Annotated in this window: 12 protein-coding genes and 2 tRNA genes; all 14 read left to right on the plus strand. The window is 61.6% G+C overall.

Annotation, left to right across the window (positions count from 1 at the left end; translation table 11 throughout):
- Positions 1-105 precede the first annotated feature (105 nt).
- The 14 genes from C1X29_RS17090 to C1X29_RS17155 all read left to right on the plus strand — a co-directional run bounded on the left by C1X29_RS17090 (position 106) and on the right by C1X29_RS17155 (position 15820).
- Positions 106-2742: a FimV/HubP family polar landmark protein gene (locus C1X29_RS17090; RefSeq protein ID WP_102717963.1), complete on the plus strand. Its 2637-nt coding sequence runs from the start codon at positions 106-108 to the stop codon at positions 2740-2742.
- Positions 2743-2892: 150 nt separating this feature from the next.
- A complete protein-coding gene (truA, locus tag C1X29_RS17095) occupies positions 2893-3717 on the plus strand; it encodes a tRNA pseudouridine(38-40) synthase TruA (protein ID WP_085607862.1) in 825 nt (274 codons plus the stop codon).
- Between the two features lie 64 nt (positions 3718-3781).
- Entirely contained in the window at positions 3782-4396 is a 615-nt protein-coding gene (locus tag C1X29_RS17100; protein ID WP_085712003.1) for a phosphoribosylanthranilate isomerase, read from the plus strand.
- Positions 4397-4588: 192 nt separating this feature from the next.
- Positions 4589-5509 (plus strand): acetyl-CoA carboxylase, carboxyltransferase subunit beta, encoded by a 921-nt coding sequence (accD, locus tag C1X29_RS17105; RefSeq protein ID WP_064378840.1) that lies wholly within the window; start codon positions 4589-4591, stop codon positions 5507-5509.
- Positions 5506-6813, plus strand: a complete 1308-nt coding sequence (folC, locus tag C1X29_RS17110; RefSeq protein ID WP_102717964.1) for a bifunctional tetrahydrofolate synthase/dihydrofolate synthase — start codon at positions 5506-5508, stop codon at positions 6811-6813. Before accD ends, folC begins: the two co-directional genes overlap by 4 nt.
- Positions 6797-7465, plus strand: a complete 669-nt coding sequence (locus C1X29_RS17115) for an SPOR domain-containing protein (RefSeq protein WP_102687011.1) — start codon at positions 6797-6799, stop codon at positions 7463-7465. Before folC ends, C1X29_RS17115 begins: the two co-directional genes overlap by 17 nt.
- A gap of 98 nt (positions 7466-7563) precedes the next feature.
- Positions 7564-8124, plus strand: coding sequence for a CvpA family protein (locus tag C1X29_RS17120; RefSeq protein ID WP_007956464.1), 561 nt, complete (start codon positions 7564-7566; stop codon positions 8122-8124).
- A gap of 41 nt (positions 8125-8165) precedes the next feature.
- Positions 8166-9671 carry an amidophosphoribosyltransferase gene (gene purF / locus C1X29_RS17125; RefSeq protein WP_007956466.1) on the plus strand — a complete coding sequence of 502 codons (1506 nt, stop codon included), beginning with the start codon at positions 8166-8168 and terminating at the stop codon, positions 9669-9671.
- 80 nt (positions 9672-9751) lie between these two features.
- A complete protein-coding gene (locus C1X29_RS17130) occupies positions 9752-10963 on the plus strand; it encodes an O-succinylhomoserine sulfhydrylase (protein WP_085747827.1) in 1212 nt (403 codons plus the stop codon).
- Entirely contained in the window at positions 10960-11736 is a 777-nt protein-coding gene (locus C1X29_RS17135; protein ID WP_041475192.1) for an SDR family oxidoreductase, read from the plus strand. Before C1X29_RS17130 ends, C1X29_RS17135 begins: the two co-directional genes overlap by 4 nt.
- A gap of 90 nt (positions 11737-11826) precedes the next feature.
- Positions 11827-11902 (plus strand) — tRNA-Val (locus tag C1X29_RS17140).
- 55 nt (positions 11903-11957) lie between these two features.
- A tRNA-Asp gene (locus C1X29_RS17145) sits at positions 11958-12034 on the plus strand.
- Between the two features lie 422 nt (positions 12035-12456).
- A complete protein-coding gene (locus tag C1X29_RS17150) occupies positions 12457-15288 on the plus strand; it encodes a xanthine dehydrogenase family protein molybdopterin-binding subunit (RefSeq protein ID WP_102717965.1) in 2832 nt (943 codons plus the stop codon).
- On the plus strand, positions 15281-15820 hold the full coding sequence (locus tag C1X29_RS17155) for a (2Fe-2S)-binding protein (protein ID WP_007956473.1): 540 nt from the start codon (positions 15281-15283) through the stop codon (positions 15818-15820). Before C1X29_RS17150 ends, C1X29_RS17155 begins: the two co-directional genes overlap by 8 nt.
- The last annotated feature ends 2 nt before the right edge of the window (positions 15821-15822 follow it).

Below are 15822 nucleotides of genomic sequence, written 5' to 3' on the forward strand. Positions count from 1 at the left end.
AATGATCGCGCGCGGCATGCTGTCGTCGTCGCGCGCAATGCCTTACGGCAGCGACAATCAACATCTTCTCGCTGGCCGAGGAACGTTCAAACAAAGGAAGAGGCTATGGTTCAAGTTCGCAAACTGGTGTTAGCAATAGCGGCCGCCTCGGCGCTGTCCTCCGGTATGGCGCATGCCCTCGGGCTCGGGGAGCTGACCCTGAAGTCGACCCTGAACCAGCCGCTGGTGGCGGAAATCGAGCTGCTCGATGTCAAGGATCTGACCGCTGCCGAAGTGGTGCCGAGCCTGGCCTCGCCGGAAGATTTCGCCAAGGCCGGCGTCGATCGCCAGGCCTTCCTCAATGATCTGACCTTCACCCCGGTGCTCAACGCCAGCGGCAAAAGCGTGCTGCGCGTAACGTCGAGCAAGCCGCTGTCGGAACCGATGGTGAAATTCCTCGTGCAGGTAATGTGGCCGAACGGCCGTCTGCTACGTGATTACAGCGTGCTGCTGGATCCGTCGAAGTTCTCGCCGCAGACCGCTGATGCCGCCGCTCAGCCTGCGCCGGCACAAACCATCACCGCACCGACCACCGGCGCCACGCATTCGACCCACACCACCACGCCACGCGACACCCTGTGGGAAATCGCCGCCAAGGCGCGCACCGGCGGTTCGGTGCAGCAGACCATGCTGGCGATCCAGGCCTTGAACCCGGACGCGTTCATCGGCGGCAACATCAACCGCCTGAAAACCGGACAGGTGCTGCGTCTGCCGGATCAGGTGCAAAGCACCGCGCTGCCGCAGTCCAAAGCGATTGCTGAAGTGGCTGCGCAGAACGAAGCCTGGCGCCAGGGCCGTCGTTATGTGGCCAAGCCGGGCGCCGGTCAGCAGCAACTCGATGCGACCAATCGTGGCCGCGCCAATACCGGTGCTGCGCAAAACGCCAAGGACAACCTGAGCCTGGTGTCCGCCGAAAGCGCCAAGGCGCGTGGCAAGGGTCCGGCCGGCGACGCCAAGGCCCTGAGCAACAAACTGGCGGTGACCCAGGAAAGTCTCGACACCACCCGTCGTGACAACGAAGAACTGAAAAGCCGCATGGCCGATCTGCAAAGCCAGCTGGACAAGCTGCAACGCCTGATCGAGCTGAAGAACAATCAACTGGCGAAAATGCAGGCCGAAGGCTCGGGCGCTGCTCCCGCGACCGCCGCCACTGCGCCAGTGGTGCCGGCGATCACCGCGGAGCTGGCGGCCACGCCGCCGGCTACTCCGGCAGAGGCTGCTCCGGCCGCACCTGCGCCTGAGGCTGCTGCTCCGGCCCCGGTAGAGCCGGTTGTCGAGCCTGTGGTTGAAACCACGCCGGCCGCCAATGACGAAAAAACCTTCAACGAACTGCTGACCAATCCGATCCTGTTGGGTCTGGTCGGTGGCGGTGCAGTGGTTCTGCTGCTCCTGCTGTTGCTGCTGGCTCGTCGCCGCAAGGCCCAGCAGGAAGCCGAAAAACACCTGCGAATGGCCCGTGCCCTGGAGGAGCAATCCTTCTCCCAGGACCTCGATCTGCCGGAAAGCAGCTTCGAAGGTCTGGAAGTGCCAGCCGCCAGCGTCAAGCTGAACCCAGCCCCAGCCCCAGCCCCAGCCGCTGCTGCTGTAGTTGCGCCAGTCGTGATGGCCGAGCCGATCGCCGCGCCGTTGGTGGCGCCGGCCGCCGAGCGTTCCGACGACGTGCTGGACAAGGCGCAGTCGCACATCGACGGCGGTCGCCTGAATCAAGCGGCCGCGCTGCTGGAGGAGGGCGTGAGTCTGGAGCCGCAGCGCAGCGATCTGCGTCTGAAATTGATGGAAGTCTACGGTCGCCAAGGTGATCGCGATGCCTTCGTCGGTCAGGAGCGCCAACTGGTTGCCAATGGCGACAACTTCGCCAAGGTCGAAGAGCTGAAAAGCCGCTTCCCGGCCATGGCGGTCGTCGCGGCCAGCGGTCTGGCGGCAGCGGCCATTGCCGCCGAGCTTGACGAGGATTACGTCAAGGAGCTGTTGCTCGACGAGCCTGAAGCGCCTGCTGCGGCAGATGCCGAACTGGACAGCGCTTTCGATCTGAGCCTCGACGATCTCGACAACATCACGCCGGTTGAACCTGTGGCGGCTGTCGAGCCGGAAGCGCCGGTCGAACTCGACGCGTTCCCGACTGACGACGACCTGAGCTTCGAATCGGTGCTGCAGCAGCAGACCGATATCAAGGAAAACCTCGACGACCTGTCGGACTTCGACCTGGATCTGGATCTCGGTGCCGATCCTGCGCCTGCGCCGGTCGAGCTGGCAGACGATGATTTCCTGCTGGATCTGGACGAAGGCGTGAAGGATCTGCCGCTGGTCGAAACCCCGGCCGTGACCGACGTGCCGCAGGACGATCTGGAGCTGCCAGCCGATTTCGACCTGTCACTGGCCGACGAAATGGACGCGGCGCCTGCCGAGCCGGATGCGTTTGCCGCCGAACTGGACGACGTCAATGCCGAGCTGGATCGTCTGTCGAGCAGCATCAATGAGCCAAGCTTCACCGAAGCTGATGCCGCGTTGGGCGACGATCTGGGTGAGGATGACTTCGACTTCCTGTCCGGTACCGACGAAGCCGCGACCAAGCTCGATCTGGCTCAGGCCTACATCGACATGGGTGACAATGACGGCGCGCGCGACATCCTCAATGAGGTCATCAGCGAGGGCAACGACAAACAGAAGAGCGAAGCGAGCGAAATGCTTTCGCATCTGGCCTGAGTCGGCCTTCAGCGGTAAACAAAGCGGCAGCCCATGAGGCTGCCGTTTTTGTTTGGGTCTGGTTTCCCCGTCCCGTCGCCTTATAATGCCCGCCTTTGTAGATCAGCAGGCTGTCCCGACTTGGCAAACATAGATAACCCGGCCGCCGAAATGGCACCCGAAGGCTTTTTCCGCGTCGCGCTGGGCGTTGAATACAAGGGCTCGCGCTACAGCGGCTGGCAGCGCCAGTCCACTGGTGTGCTCACCGTGCAGGAAACCCTGGAAAAAGCCCTGTCGAAGGTCGCCGACTCGCCGATCTCGCTGCAATGTGCCGGGCGCACCGACGCCGGTGTGCATGCCTGCGGGCAAGTGGTGCATTTCGATACCCAGGTCGACCGTTCGCTGAAAGCCTGGGTCATGGGCGCCAACATCAATCTGCCCCACGACATCAGCGTCAGTTGGGCGAAGGTCATGCCGGCGCATTTCCATGCGCGATTCAAGGCGATTGCCCGGCGCTATCGCTACGTGATCTACAACGATCAGATCCGCCCGGCGCATCTCAATGAAGAAATCACCTGGAATCACCGTCCGCTGGACGTCGAGCGCATGGCCGAGGCCGCGCAGTACCTGATTGGTACCCATGATTTCAGCGCGTTCCGTGCCGGCCAGTGCCAGGCCAAGTCGCCGATCAAGAAGATGCATCACCTGCGCGTGACCCGTCACGGCAAAATGATCGTTCTGGACATCCGCGCCAATGCGTTCCTGCACCACATGGTGCGCAACATTGCCGGGGTGCTGATGACTATTGGCGCCGGCGAGCGGCCCGTGGAGTGGATGAAAGAAGTGCTGGAGAGCCGCGAGCGGCGTTCCGGCGGGGTCACGGCGCATCCGTTCGGCCTGTATCTGGTGCAGGTCGAGTACCACGACGAGTTCCCGTTGCCCGAGCGTTTCATCGGGCCACATTTCCTTACGGGTTTCTCGGAACTTGACGGCTGACGCCTTCTAACGCATTTGTTACCATCCGGGACTTTATCGGATTTGCCTTGGGGTTTTTATCGACATGTCAGCCGTTCGCAGCAAGATTTGCGGGATTACCCGCATGGAAGATGCGTTGGCAGCCGTCGAGGCCGGGGCCGATGCCATCGGTTTTGTGTTCTACGCTAAAAGTCCCCGGGCCGTGACCGTGCAGCAGGCGCGGGCGATCATCGCCGCTTTACCGCCGTTCGTGACCACGGTCGGGTTGTTCGTCAATGCCAGCCGCTGCGAGCTCGGGGAAATCCTCGATGCCGTGCCGCTGGATCTGCTGCAGTTCCACGGCGACGAAACCGCCGCCGAGTGTGAAGGCTGGCACCGGCCGTACATCAAGGCTTTGCGGGTCAAGGCGGGCGATGACATTGCCGCTGCCTGCGATGCCTACCCGAGCGCCAGCGGCGTGCTGCTCGACACTTATGTCGAAGGCGTGCCCGGCGGAACCGGCGAGGCGTTCGACTGGTCACTGATTCCGCAGGGTTTGAGCAAGCCTTTGATTCTGGCCGGCGGCCTGACGCCGGAAAACGTCGCCGATGCGATCGCCCGGGTGCGGCCGTATGCCGTGGATGTCAGCGGCGGGGTAGAGGCGAGCAAGGGCATCAAGGATCACGCAAAGATTCGTGCATTCATCAACGCCGTACGCTGATGTGACGGCTGGCAGACTGCCGCCGTCCACAGCTCTGTAGAAAAGAGGCTGAGGGTCTTTTCGGGGTGTACGCAGGTCAGTTCCGCTGACCCGGCAGTCCGGACGATCATCGCCACACATGAATTTAGCTGAAGGGCATACGCGGGGCCGCGAACCAGAGCGTTCGGGCCGCCGGTACTGGAGAAAGAAAGCATGAGCAACTGGTTGGTAGACAAGCTGATCCCTTCGATCATGCGTTCCGAGGTCAAGAAGAGCTCGGTCCCTGAAGGTCTGTGGCACAAATGCCCGTCCTGCGAGGCTGTGCTGTATCGTCCGGAGCTGGAAAAGACCCTGGACGTTTGCCCTAAGTGCAACCACCACATGCGCATCGGCGCACGTGCGCGCATCGACATCTTCCTGGACGCCGAAGGCCGTGCCGAGCTGGGCGCCGATCTGGAGCCGGTTGACCGTCTGAAATTCCGCGACGGCAAGAAGTACAAGGACCGTCTGGTCGCCGCCCAGAAGCAGACCGGCGAGAAAGACGCACTGGTTTCCATGAGCGGCACTCTGCTGGGCATGCCGGTTGTGGTTTCGGCGTTCGAATTCAGCTTCATGGGCGGTTCCATGGGCGCCATCGTCGGTGAGCGCTTCGTACGCGCCGCCAACTACGCGCTGGAAAACCGTTGCCCGATGGTCTGCTTCTCCGCCTCCGGTGGCGCGCGGATGCAGGAAGCCCTGATCTCGCTGATGCAGATGGCCAAGACCTCGGCCGTGCTGGCGCGTCTGCGTGAAGAAGGCATTCCGTTCATCTCCGTGCTGACCGACCCGGTCTACGGCGGCGTTTCCGCCAGTCTGGCGATGCTGGGCGACGTGATCGTCGGCGAGCCTAAAGCCCTGATCGGCTTCGCCGGTCCACGCGTGATCGAGCAGACCGTGCGCGAAAAACTGCCGGAAGGCTTCCAGCGCAGCGAGTTCCTGCTGGAGCACGGCGCCATCGACCTGATTATCGACCGTCGCGAATTGCGTCCGCGTCTGGGCAACCTGCTGGCGCAACTGACCGGCAAGCCGACGCCTAAATTCGTTGCTGCGCCGATCGAGCCGATCGTCGTTCCGCCGGTGCCTGCCAACGTATGACCGAGCGCACCCTTGGCGAGTGGCTCGCCTACCTTGAGCAGTTGCATCCATCGGCCATCGACATGGGGCTGGAGCGTTCGCAACAGGTAGCGTCCCGCATGGGGCTGGGCCAGCCGGCGCCACGGGTGATTACGGTCACCGGCACCAACGGCAAGGGGTCGACCTGCGCTTTCGTGGCTTCATTGCTGCGGGCGCAGGGCCTGAACGTCGGTGTCTACAATTCTCCGCACCTGCTGCGTTACAACGAGCGGGTGCAGCTCAATGGCGTCGAAGCCACTGACGCGCAGCTTTGCGAAGCCTTCATGGCGGTCGAAGCGGGGCGCGGCGACACTTCCCTGACGTACTTCGAAATGGGCACCCTGGCGGCGTTCTGGCTGTTTCAACAGGCCGGGCTCGATGCGGTGGTGCTGGAAGTCGGGCTGGGCGGGCGTCTGGATACGGTCAACGTGGTCGATGCCGATATCGCGCTGGTCACCAGCATCGGTGTCGATCACGCCGACTACCTGGGCAACACCCGCGAATCCGTGGCCTTCGAGAAGGCCGGGATTTTCCGTCAGGGCAAACCTGCGCTGTGCGGCGATCTGAATCCTCCACAACCCCTGCTGGACAAGGCGCGCGAGCTTGCTTGCCCGTTCTTCCTGCGCGGGCGCGATTTCGATCTGGGTATCACGGATCAATTCTGGCAGTGGCGCGGTACCGATGCTGACGGTCAGGTCGTCGAGCTGCGCGATTTGCCGCTGCTCGATCTGCCGATGGAGAACGCCGCGCTGGCGTTGCAGGCTTATCTGCTGCTCGGCTTGCCATGGGATGCCAAACAGATTGTTGCGGCGTTGCAGGCGACTCGCGTGGTCGGTCGCCTGGATCGTCGTTCGTTCGAATGGAACGGCAAGTGCTTGAATCTGCTGCTGGACGTTGGCCATAACCCGCATGCGGCGGAGTACCTGGCGCGGCGTCTGGCTGCTCGTCCATCGGTCGGCAAGCGTCTGGCGGTGTTCGGCCTGTTGGCGGACAAGGATCTGGACGGTGTCATCGGTGAACTGAATGCCAGCGTCCAGCATTGGGCGGTGGCGCCGCTGGATTCGCCGCGTGCGCGGCCGGTGGCTGAATTGAATGTTGCACTGCAGAACCTTGGCGCATCGGTCACGTCTTATGACAGTGTGGCGGCTGCGCTGGAAGGGCAGTGTGCAGTGGCCACCAGCGACGACGAGATCTTGCTGTTCGGATCATTTTATTGTGTCGCCGAGGCCCTCGAATGGCTGTCTCGGCGCTCCACGGAGGAAGCGGCAAATGGCTTTGCTGGATAAAGCGTACAAACAGCGCATGGTCGGTGCCCTGGTGCTGGTGGCGCTGGCGGTGATTTTCCTGCCGATGCTGTTTTCCCGTCAGGATGAGCAGCGTCAGGTGACCGTCGATGCGCCGGCCGCACCGCAAGCGCCTGCCGTGGCGCAGATCCAGATGGAAACCGTGGCCGTGCCCGAGCCGCAGGTTCTGCCGCAAGAGCCAGTGCCGAGCGATGACGAGGTCGCCGAGCAAGCGGCGCCAGCGGCGCCGATTGCTTCCGCCGCGCCAGCTCCGGCTCCGGCGCCGGTAGCCAAACCGGTTGCACCGGCTCCCGCTCCCGCTCCTGTGGTCAAGCCAACCACAGCCCCGGCCCAGCCGATCGCTGCGCTGTCTGCCAAACCGGATACCACTCAAAGCCGCGTCGATGCCAATGGCCTGTCGGTGAGCTGGTCGGTGCAACTGGCCAGTCTGTCGAGCCGCGCCAGCGCCGAAAGCCTGCAGAAAACCCTGCGCAGCCAGGGCTATAACGCTTACATCCGTTCCGCCGATGGCAAGAACCGGGTGTTCGTCGGCCCGCTGATCGAGCGTGCCGAAGCCGATCGTCTGCGCGATCTGTTGAGCCGCCAGCAGAACCTCAAGGGGTTTGTGGTGCGCTTCCAGCCCGAACGCGGCTGATATCTATCACTTCGATAGAAATGCACTGAAAATCGCAGCTTACCGACAGCCATGCGCTCTGCTAAAATGCGCCGCCTTATCCGTCTGTAGGCTGCACTGTGCCATTTACCTGGGTTGACTGGGCGATCGTTGCAATCATCGCCATTTCCGCTTTGATCAGTTTGAGCCGCGGCTTCGTCAAAGAAGCATTGTCGCTGGTGACCTGGATCATCGCAGGAGCCGTTGCCTGGATGTTTGGTGGCTCACTGTCCGAGTACCTCGCCGGATACATTCAGACACCGTCGGCTCGTGTGATCACGGGCTGTGCCATCATGTTTGTCGCCACACTGATCGTGGGCGCAATGATCAATTATCTTATCGGCGAGTTGGTTCGCGTCACCGGGTTGTCCGGGACCGATCGATTCCTCGGCATGGCCTTCGGCGCTGCGCGTGGCGTGTTGCTGGTGGTCGTGGCGGTCGGGCTGTTGAGCCTGGGGCCGGTACAGCAGGACGGGTGGTGGAAAGAATCACAGCTCGTGCCAAAGTTTCTATTGGTCGCAGACTGGTCCAAGAACCTGATTCTCGGGTGGAGCAGTCAGTGGCTTGCCAGCGGAATCAGCGTACCCGCTGATATTCCGTTCAAGGAGCAACTCTTGCCGTCGGCGAAAACGCCTCAGTGAGTGTTGTTCAGTTCAGATCCATTAAGTAGGGGTTGCGTCGCATGTGTGGCATCGTCGGTATCGTCGGTAAGTCGAACGTCAATCAGGCGCTGTATGACGCGCTAACCGTGCTCCAGCACCGCGGCCAGGACGCTGCCGGTATCGTGACCAGCCATGATGGCCGGTTGTTCTTGCGCAAGGACAATGGCCTGGTGCGTGACGTGTTTCAACAGCGTCACATGCAGCGCCTGGTCGGCCACATGGGGATCGGCCACGTCCGTTACCCGACTGCCGGCAGCTCGACCTCGGCCGAGGCTCAACCGTTCTACGTCAACTCGCCGTACGGCATCACCCTGGCGCACAACGGTAACCTGACCAACGTTGAACAGTTGGCCAAAGAGATCTACGAATCCGATCTGCGTCACGTCAACACCAGCTCCGACTCGGAAGTGTTGCTCAACGTGTTCGCCCACGAGCTGGCCCAGCGCGGCAAGCTGCAACCGACCGAAGAAGACGTGTTTGCCGCCGTGACCGACGTGCACAACCGTTGCGTCGGTGGCTACGCTGTCGTGGCGATGGTGACCGGTTACGGCATCGTCGGTTTCCGTGACCCGCACGGCATCCGCCCGATCGTGTTCGGCCAGCGTCACACCGACGAAGGCGTCGAGTACATGATCGCCTCCGAAAGCGTTTCGCTGGATGTGCTCGGTTTCACCCTGATCCGCGACCTGGCACCGGGCGAAGCGGTCTACATCACTGAAGACGGCAAGCTGCACACTCGTCAGTGTGCGACCAACCCGTCCCTGACCCCGTGCATCTTCGAACACGTCTACCTGGCGCGTCCGGACTCGATCATCGACGGCGTATCGGTCTACAAGGCTCGTCTGCGCATGGGTGAGAAGCTGGCCGAGAAGATCCTGCGCGAGCGTCCAGAGCACGACATCGACGTGGTCATCCCGATTCCGGACACCAGCCGCACTGCCGCGCTGGAGCTGGCCAACCATCTGGGCGTGAAATTCCGCGAAGGCTTCGTCAAGAACCGTTACATCGGCCGTACCTTCATCATGCCCGGCCAGGCCGCGCGCAAGAAATCGGTACGCCAGAAACTCAACGCCATCGAGCTGGAATTCCGCGGCAAGAACGTGATGCTGGTGGACGACTCCATCGTTCGCGGCACCACCTGCAAGCAGATTATCCAGATGGCCCGCGAAGCCGGCGCGAAAAACGTCTACTTCTGCTCGGCGGCTCCGGCTGTGCGCTTCCCGAATGTGTATGGCATCGACATGCCGAGCGCTCACGAGCTGATCGCCCACAACCGTTCGACTCAGGATGTCGCTGATCTGATCGGCGCCGACTGGCTGATCTATCAGGACCTGCCTGACTTGATCGAAGCGGTCGGCGGCGGCAAGATCAAGATCGAAAACTTCGATTGCGCGGTGTTCGACGGCAAGTACGTCACCGGCGACGTCGACGAGGCTTACCTGAACAAGATCGAACAGGCACGCAACGATGCCTCGAAGGTCAAGACCCAGGCGGTCAGTGCGATCATCGATCTGTACAACAACTGAGTTTCAACCGGCCCTTAGGGGCCGGTTTTGTATCTGGCAAAAGACTTTTATTTATCGAGAACAGGGCAAGGAGTGACAGCATGAGTCAGGAATGGGATGCCGGTCGGCTGGACAGCGACCTCGAAGGCGTAGCGTTCGATACCCTGGCCGTACGTGCCGGTCAGCACCGTACGCCGGAAGGCGAGCACGGTGATCCGATGTTCTTCACTTCCAGCTACGTGTTCCGTACCGCCGCTGATGCGGCCGCACGGTTTGCCGGGGAAGTGCCGGGCAACGTTTACTCGCGTTACACCAACCCGACCGTTCGTGCGTTCGAAGAGCGTATTGCCGCGCTGGAAAGCGCCGAGCAAGCGGTTGCTACCGCCACGGGCATGGCTGCGATCATGGCGGTGGTGATGAGCCTGTGCAGCGCTGGCGATCATGTGCTGGTGTCGCGCAGCGTGTTCGGTTCGACCATCAGCCTGTTCGAGAAATACTTCAAGCGCTTCGGCGTGGAAGTTGATTACGTGCCGCTGGCCGATCTGTCGGCCTGGGACGCAGCGATCAAGTCCAACACCAAATTGCTGTTCGTCGAGTCGCCGTCCAATCCGTTGGCTGAGCTGGTGGATATCACCGCGCTGTCGGAAATCGCGCACGCCAAGGGTGCGATGCTGGTGGTTGACAACTGCTTCTGCACGCCTGCCTTGCAGCAGCCGCTGAAGTTGGGCGCAGACATCGTTGTGCATTCGGCCACCAAGTTCATCGATGGCCAGGGCCGTTGCATGGGCGGCGTGGTTGCCGGTCGCAGCGAGCAGATGAAAGAAATCGTCGGTTTCCTGCGTACCGCTGGGCCGACCCTGAGCCCGTTCAATGCCTGGATCTTCCTCAAAGGTCTGGAAACCCTGAACCTGCGGATGAAGGCGCACTGCGCCAACGCCCAGCAATTGGCCGAATGGCTGGAGCAGCAGGAAGGTATCGAGAAGGTGCATTACGCCGGACTCAAGAGCCATCCGCAGCACGAGCTGGCCCAGCGTCAGCAGAAGGGTTTTGGTGCGGTGGTGAGCTTTGAGGTCAAGGGCGGCAAAGAGGGCGCCTGGCGCTTCATCGATGCGACCCGTTTGATTTCGATCACGGCCAACCTGGGTGACAGCAAAACCACCATCACCCACCCGAGCACCACGTCCCACGGCCGTCTGGCGCCGCAGGAGCGTGAGGCTGCCGGCATTCGTGACAGCCTGATCCGTATCGCGGTCGGTCTGGAAGACGTCGCTGACCTGCAAGCCGACCTGTCGCGCGGTCTGGCGGCGTTGTGATCGAGTTGTCTACGCCAAAGATCGGCACCCATGGCCGCGTTGCATTGGTCACGGGTGCCGCGCGCGGGATCGGTCTGGGCATCGCCGCGTGGCTGATCAGCGAAGGATGGCAGGTGGTGCTGACGGACCTGGATCGTGTGCGAGGTTCGAAAGTGGCGAAGGTGCTGGGCGAGAACGCCTGGTTCATTGCCATGGACGTCGCGGACGAAAGCCAGGTGGCGCTGGGTGTTGCTGAGGTGCTGGGGCAGTTCGGTCGTCTGGATGCGTTGGTATGCAACGCTGCCGTGGCTGATCCGCACAACATCACGCTGGAAAGCCTTGATCTGGCTTACTGGAATCGGGTGCTGGCGGTGAATCTCGGTGGGCCGATGTTGCTGGCCAAGCATTGTGCGCCGTATCTGCGTGCGCACAACGGGGCGATCGTCAATCTGGCCTCGACCCGAGCGGCGCAGTCGGAGCCTGATACGGAGGCCTATGCGGCGAGCAAGGGCGGTTTGCTGGCGCTGACTCACGCACTGGCGATCAGTCTGGGGCCGGAGATTCGCGTCAATGCGGTCAGTCCTGGATGGATCGATGCGCGGGACCCTTCCGCCCGACGCGCGGAGCCGTTGACCGATACCGATCATGCCCAGCATCCGGCGGGCAGGGTAGGGACGGTCGAGGATGTTGCGGCAATGGTGGCGTGGTTGCTGTCGAAGAATGCAGGGTTTGTGACGGGGCAGGAATTCGTGGTCGATGGCGGCATGACCAAGAAGATGATTTATACGGAATGAAGCAATTTCGTCTTTTTTAGAAAAACTTCAATCCTGCTATTGACTTAGGTTCGCTACCTGCGTAAATTTCGCGGCCTCGGAGATGCAAACGGGTGATTAGCTCAGCTGGGAGAGCGTCTGCCTTACAAGCAGAATGTCGGCGGTTCGATCCCGTCATCACCCACCACTCCCGAGATACTTGCGTAAGCAAGAGCGTAGGCTGAAAGTGCCTGCACCGACGCGCAGCGGTAGTTCAGTCGGTTAGAATACCGGCCTGTCACGCCGGGGGTCGCGGGTTCGAGTCCCGTCCGCTGCGCCATATCTGTTTCAAGGACCACTGAACGCCTTGAAACACCGAAAGCAACCTCTGGTTGATTCGGCTTCGATAGCAAAGACCCTGGTCGAAAGACCGGGGTTTTTTGTGTCTGAAATTTGACCTCTCCCCAATTCCTCCTTTGTAGCCGGCGACGAACGCAAGCCGTGGCTCGTTCGATGCTGTCGCGCAACCTGCGTCTGCGTCCATGGGTCGCTGCGATGCGATGCCGCATTGATTTTTGATTCTTTGGTCAAGTTTTTGTAACTGGTTGTTTGCTGCGAGCGCAGAAACCTTTAAAGTTAACCTTTCGGTCAGCTTTGCACTGTCATCACGCCCTTTGTTTAGCCAAAAAGGGCTTCTGCAAGACTCGAGATTCCCAGTAGATAACCAGAAGGGCGGATCCATAACCGCCCAGAGGATGATCCATGTCCAACCGTGAAATATCCCGGCGCTCGTTCCTTCAGGGCGGGCTGGTGGCGGGGGTGAGCGTTACGCTCACACCGCTCAGCAGTCAGGCGCTGGCTGCCTTGATGGAAAACAGCGTGACCGTGCCGTCCGAGCAGTGGCTCGGTAATAACGGCAAGGCGCGCCAGCGTAACGATGCCTTGTCCAAGGTCTGCGGCAGCAAAGTGTTTGCTCGCGACATCCGTTCCAAGGACATGCCGGGCTGGCCCCAGCAGCAAGGCCACGCCATGTTGCTGAAAACCATCAAGGCCGACCGCATCTACGACGGTTACGACCTGTCGTGGCTCGGCGCCGATCTGCAGCCTGATCGTATCGTTACCGCCGCCGACCTGGACAAGGACGGCATCGTGTTCCCTGAAGAGCACGCACCGGATCCGCTGCTGCCGGAAGGCAAAGTGCCGATGTTCATCGGCCACCCGGTTGCGATCCTGATCTGGAACGACTTCGAGCGTTTCCGTCAGGCCAAGAACAAACTCAAATTCAATGACAAAGCGATTCGTTACGGTGCGCAAGTACCGTTCTACGAAGGCGATCCCTATGGCAGTTTTCGCTACGTGCGCGTCGGTGGCCCGACGTCGGCGGACGAAGACGAGTTCGCCAGCCTCAAGGACTCGATCCTGTTCCCGATGCTGAAAAACCGTCGTCCGGTGTGGAATTCCCAGCCGAACCTGCACGGCAACCTGACCGAGCGCGGCCTGTTCTACGCCGATCGCATGAAAAAAGAGATCGACACCCCGCCGGACAACTGGCTGGTGTTCGACGAACGCTACAAAACCCCGTCGATCGAACCGGCCGCGATGGAGCCGGACAACGGCAACGGCTGGTACGACTCGGCGACCAAGACCCTGCATTTCGTCGTCGCTACCCAATGTCCGCTGGAAACCGCCACCGAGACCGCGAAGATGATCGGGCCGTCGCGTTTCGGCCTGGCGAACCTGAACATGCACCCGGGCTACACCGTCGGTTACGGCTCCAAAGACCACAATATTTTCGTCTACTACGCGGCCCTGGCGGCGTTGTACGGCGCAGGTGTGCCGATTCGCCTGGCCAACGACCGCTACGAGCAGTTCCAGAGCGGCATCAAGCGTCACCCGTTCGACATCCGCTACCAATTGGCAGTGGACAAGACCGATCACAGCTTCAAGATTTTCCGTGCCGAGATGAGTGTCGACGGTGGTGGCCGGATCAACTACAGCCCGTCGGTGGCCGCCGTTGGCGCTACTGCGGCACAGTCGATCTACTACATGCCGCAGAACGACCTGCAGGTCACCGCTTACCATTCCCGCGCCGTTGAAGCGGGTTCGATGCGCGGCTACGGCACGCTGCAGAGCATGGCCTCCACCGAAATGATGGTCGACGAAATCGCCGATCGCCTTGGTGTCGACGCCATTGATCTGCGCCGCAAGAACGCGCTGCGCTCGGGAATGAAAAACACTCAGGGCGCGATCCCGGCCGGTGCGTTGCGCCTGCACGAGATTCTCGACAAGGCTTCGCTGCACGAAGTCTGGAAAAACCGCGACGCGATCAAAAAGCAGCACGAAGCGGCAGACCCGGACAACTGGTACGGCGTAGGTTTCGCCATTTGCCAGAAAGACTTCGGCACCGGTTCCGAAGCGCCGATGGCCAGCATCGAGTTCACCGCTGACGGGCGCATTTCCCTGCGTCACATCGGCATCGAGATCGGCACCGGCATGTCCACCTCGCAAGCGTTGGTGGTGGCTGATTTCCTCGGCAGCGCGGCTCACGATGTGAAGACCGGTGAAACCGAGTGGGATGAAATGCAGTTGGTCACCGCCGGCAACCCTTACATCATGAGTCAGGCCGAGCAGGACAACTTCCTGCGCAATCCGCGCTGGGTCGGCAAGCTGGCATCGGCTTCGTCCGCGACCAACTCCGCCTACTACTTCAGCCACGCCACCCGTGAAGCGGCGCGCGTGTTGTTCAACCACGGTCTGTGGCCGGCGGCGCTGGAGATCTGGCGTCAGGGCCCTTACGGCGGCCAGGCCAACCCTTACGTGGTGCGTCGCGAAGATGCGCATTGGGTCGACGGCAAGCTGACCGCCAACGGCATGCAGCCGCTGACCTTCGAAGAGCTGGCCAAGCGTGCTCACGAGCGCGGTCTGGTCACCGGCGCCACGGTTCACGGTTTTAACCGCTGGAGCTGGGCCGAAGCCGAATACAGCATCGACGGCGTGCGCGAGCGTCTGCCGCTCGATGGTCTGGCGGTGAAGTACGGCGACGGCGCTCTTAAGGCGAAGAAAGCGCAGATGACCAGCGCAGGTTTCCACCTGCTGGATCGGCAGAACATCGCCTACCCGGTGGTTCAGTTGAACAACGCCGCCGTGACCTACTACAGCCCAGTCGCAACGCTGGTCGAGTTGAAGGTCAACAAAGGTTCGGCAGAAGTCGAAGTGCTCAACCATCACTCGTGGCTGGAATGCGGCCGGGTGCTGGTCGAAGAACTGGTTCGTGGCCAGCTCGAAGGCGGGATCGCCATGGGCATCGGTCACGCCTTGATGGAAGAGATGCCGTTGTACGAAGGCGGGCCGGGGGAGGGTGACTGGAACTTCAACCGTTATCGCCTGCCGATGGCGCGCCATGTGGCGGTTTGGAAGCAGACGTCGGAAATCCTGCCGCCGCTGTCCCCGAGCGACCCGTCCAAAGGCATCGCCGAAGTGGTGATGATCCCGGTGGTCGGTGCCATCGGTAACGCCGTGGCCCACGCCATCGGTAAACGTGTTCGCGATCTGCCAATCACTGCTGCGCGCATCAAGGAGGCCCTCAATGGCTAACCGTCCGCTTCAACTGACCCTCAACGGTCAATCCGTCGGCCCGGTGGACATCCCTGATGACCTACCGATGATCGATTACCTGCACGAATACAAGAACCTCACCGGTTCGCGCCTGGGCTGCGGCCAGGGCATCTGCCACGCCTGCGTGGTGATCGTCGACAACCCGGACGGCACCAGCGAAGAAGTGCGCACCTGCATCACCGGCGCGCATTACTTCGAGGGCAAGAAAGTCCGCACCATCGAAGGCCACGCCAAGCGTGACGAGCAAGGCCAGGTTACCGAGCTGAACCCGATCCAGCAGCGCTTCGTCGATGAATTCGCCTTCCAGTGCAGCTACTGCGCGCCGGGCTTCGTCAACGCCGCGACCGTGCTGGTGGAAAAGCTGCAACGCCAGCCAATCGTCAAAAGCAAACTGGAACAAGTCATCGAGGACAGCCTCGGCCATCACGTCTGCCGTTGCACCGGGTACGTGCGTTACTACAACGCCACCCGCAACGTGCTGACCGATCTCGGCCTGGTCAAGGAGGGTTAAGC

The sequence above is a fragment of the Pseudomonas sp. GW456-12-10-14-LB2 genome, assembly GCF_002884345.1.
Taxonomy (GTDB): Bacteria; Pseudomonadota; Gammaproteobacteria; order Pseudomonadales; family Pseudomonadaceae; genus Aquipseudomonas; species Aquipseudomonas paraglycinae.

Bases quoted from the DNA above. Each gene is read 5' to 3' on its own strand.
- C1X29_RS17090 (WP_102717963.1), top strand. From the start codon at position 106: ATGGTTCAAGTTCGCAAACTGGTGTTAGCAATAGCGGCCGCCTCGGCG.
- truA (WP_085607862.1), top strand. From the start codon at position 2,893: ATGGCACCCGAAGGCTTTTTCCGCGTCGCGCTGGGCGTTGAATACAAG.
- C1X29_RS17100 (WP_085712003.1), top strand. From the start codon at position 3,782: ATGTCAGCCGTTCGCAGCAAGATTTGCGGGATTACCCGCATGGAAGAT.
- accD (WP_064378840.1), top strand. From the start codon at position 4,589: ATGAGCAACTGGTTGGTAGACAAGCTGATCCCTTCGATCATGCGTTCC.
- folC (WP_102717964.1), top strand. From the start codon at position 5,506: ATGACCGAGCGCACCCTTGGCGAGTGGCTCGCCTACCTTGAGCAGTTG.
- C1X29_RS17115 (WP_102687011.1), top strand. From the start codon at position 6,797: ATGGCTTTGCTGGATAAAGCGTACAAACAGCGCATGGTCGGTGCCCTG.
- purF (WP_007956466.1), top strand. From the start codon at position 8,166: ATGTGTGGCATCGTCGGTATCGTCGGTAAGTCGAACGTCAATCAGGCG.
- C1X29_RS17130 (WP_085747827.1), top strand. From the start codon at position 9,752: ATGAGTCAGGAATGGGATGCCGGTCGGCTGGACAGCGACCTCGAAGGC.
- C1X29_RS17150 (WP_102717965.1), top strand. From the start codon at position 12,457: ATGTCCAACCGTGAAATATCCCGGCGCTCGTTCCTTCAGGGCGGGCTG.
- C1X29_RS17155 (WP_007956473.1), top strand. From the start codon at position 15,281: ATGGCTAACCGTCCGCTTCAACTGACCCTCAACGGTCAATCCGTCGGC.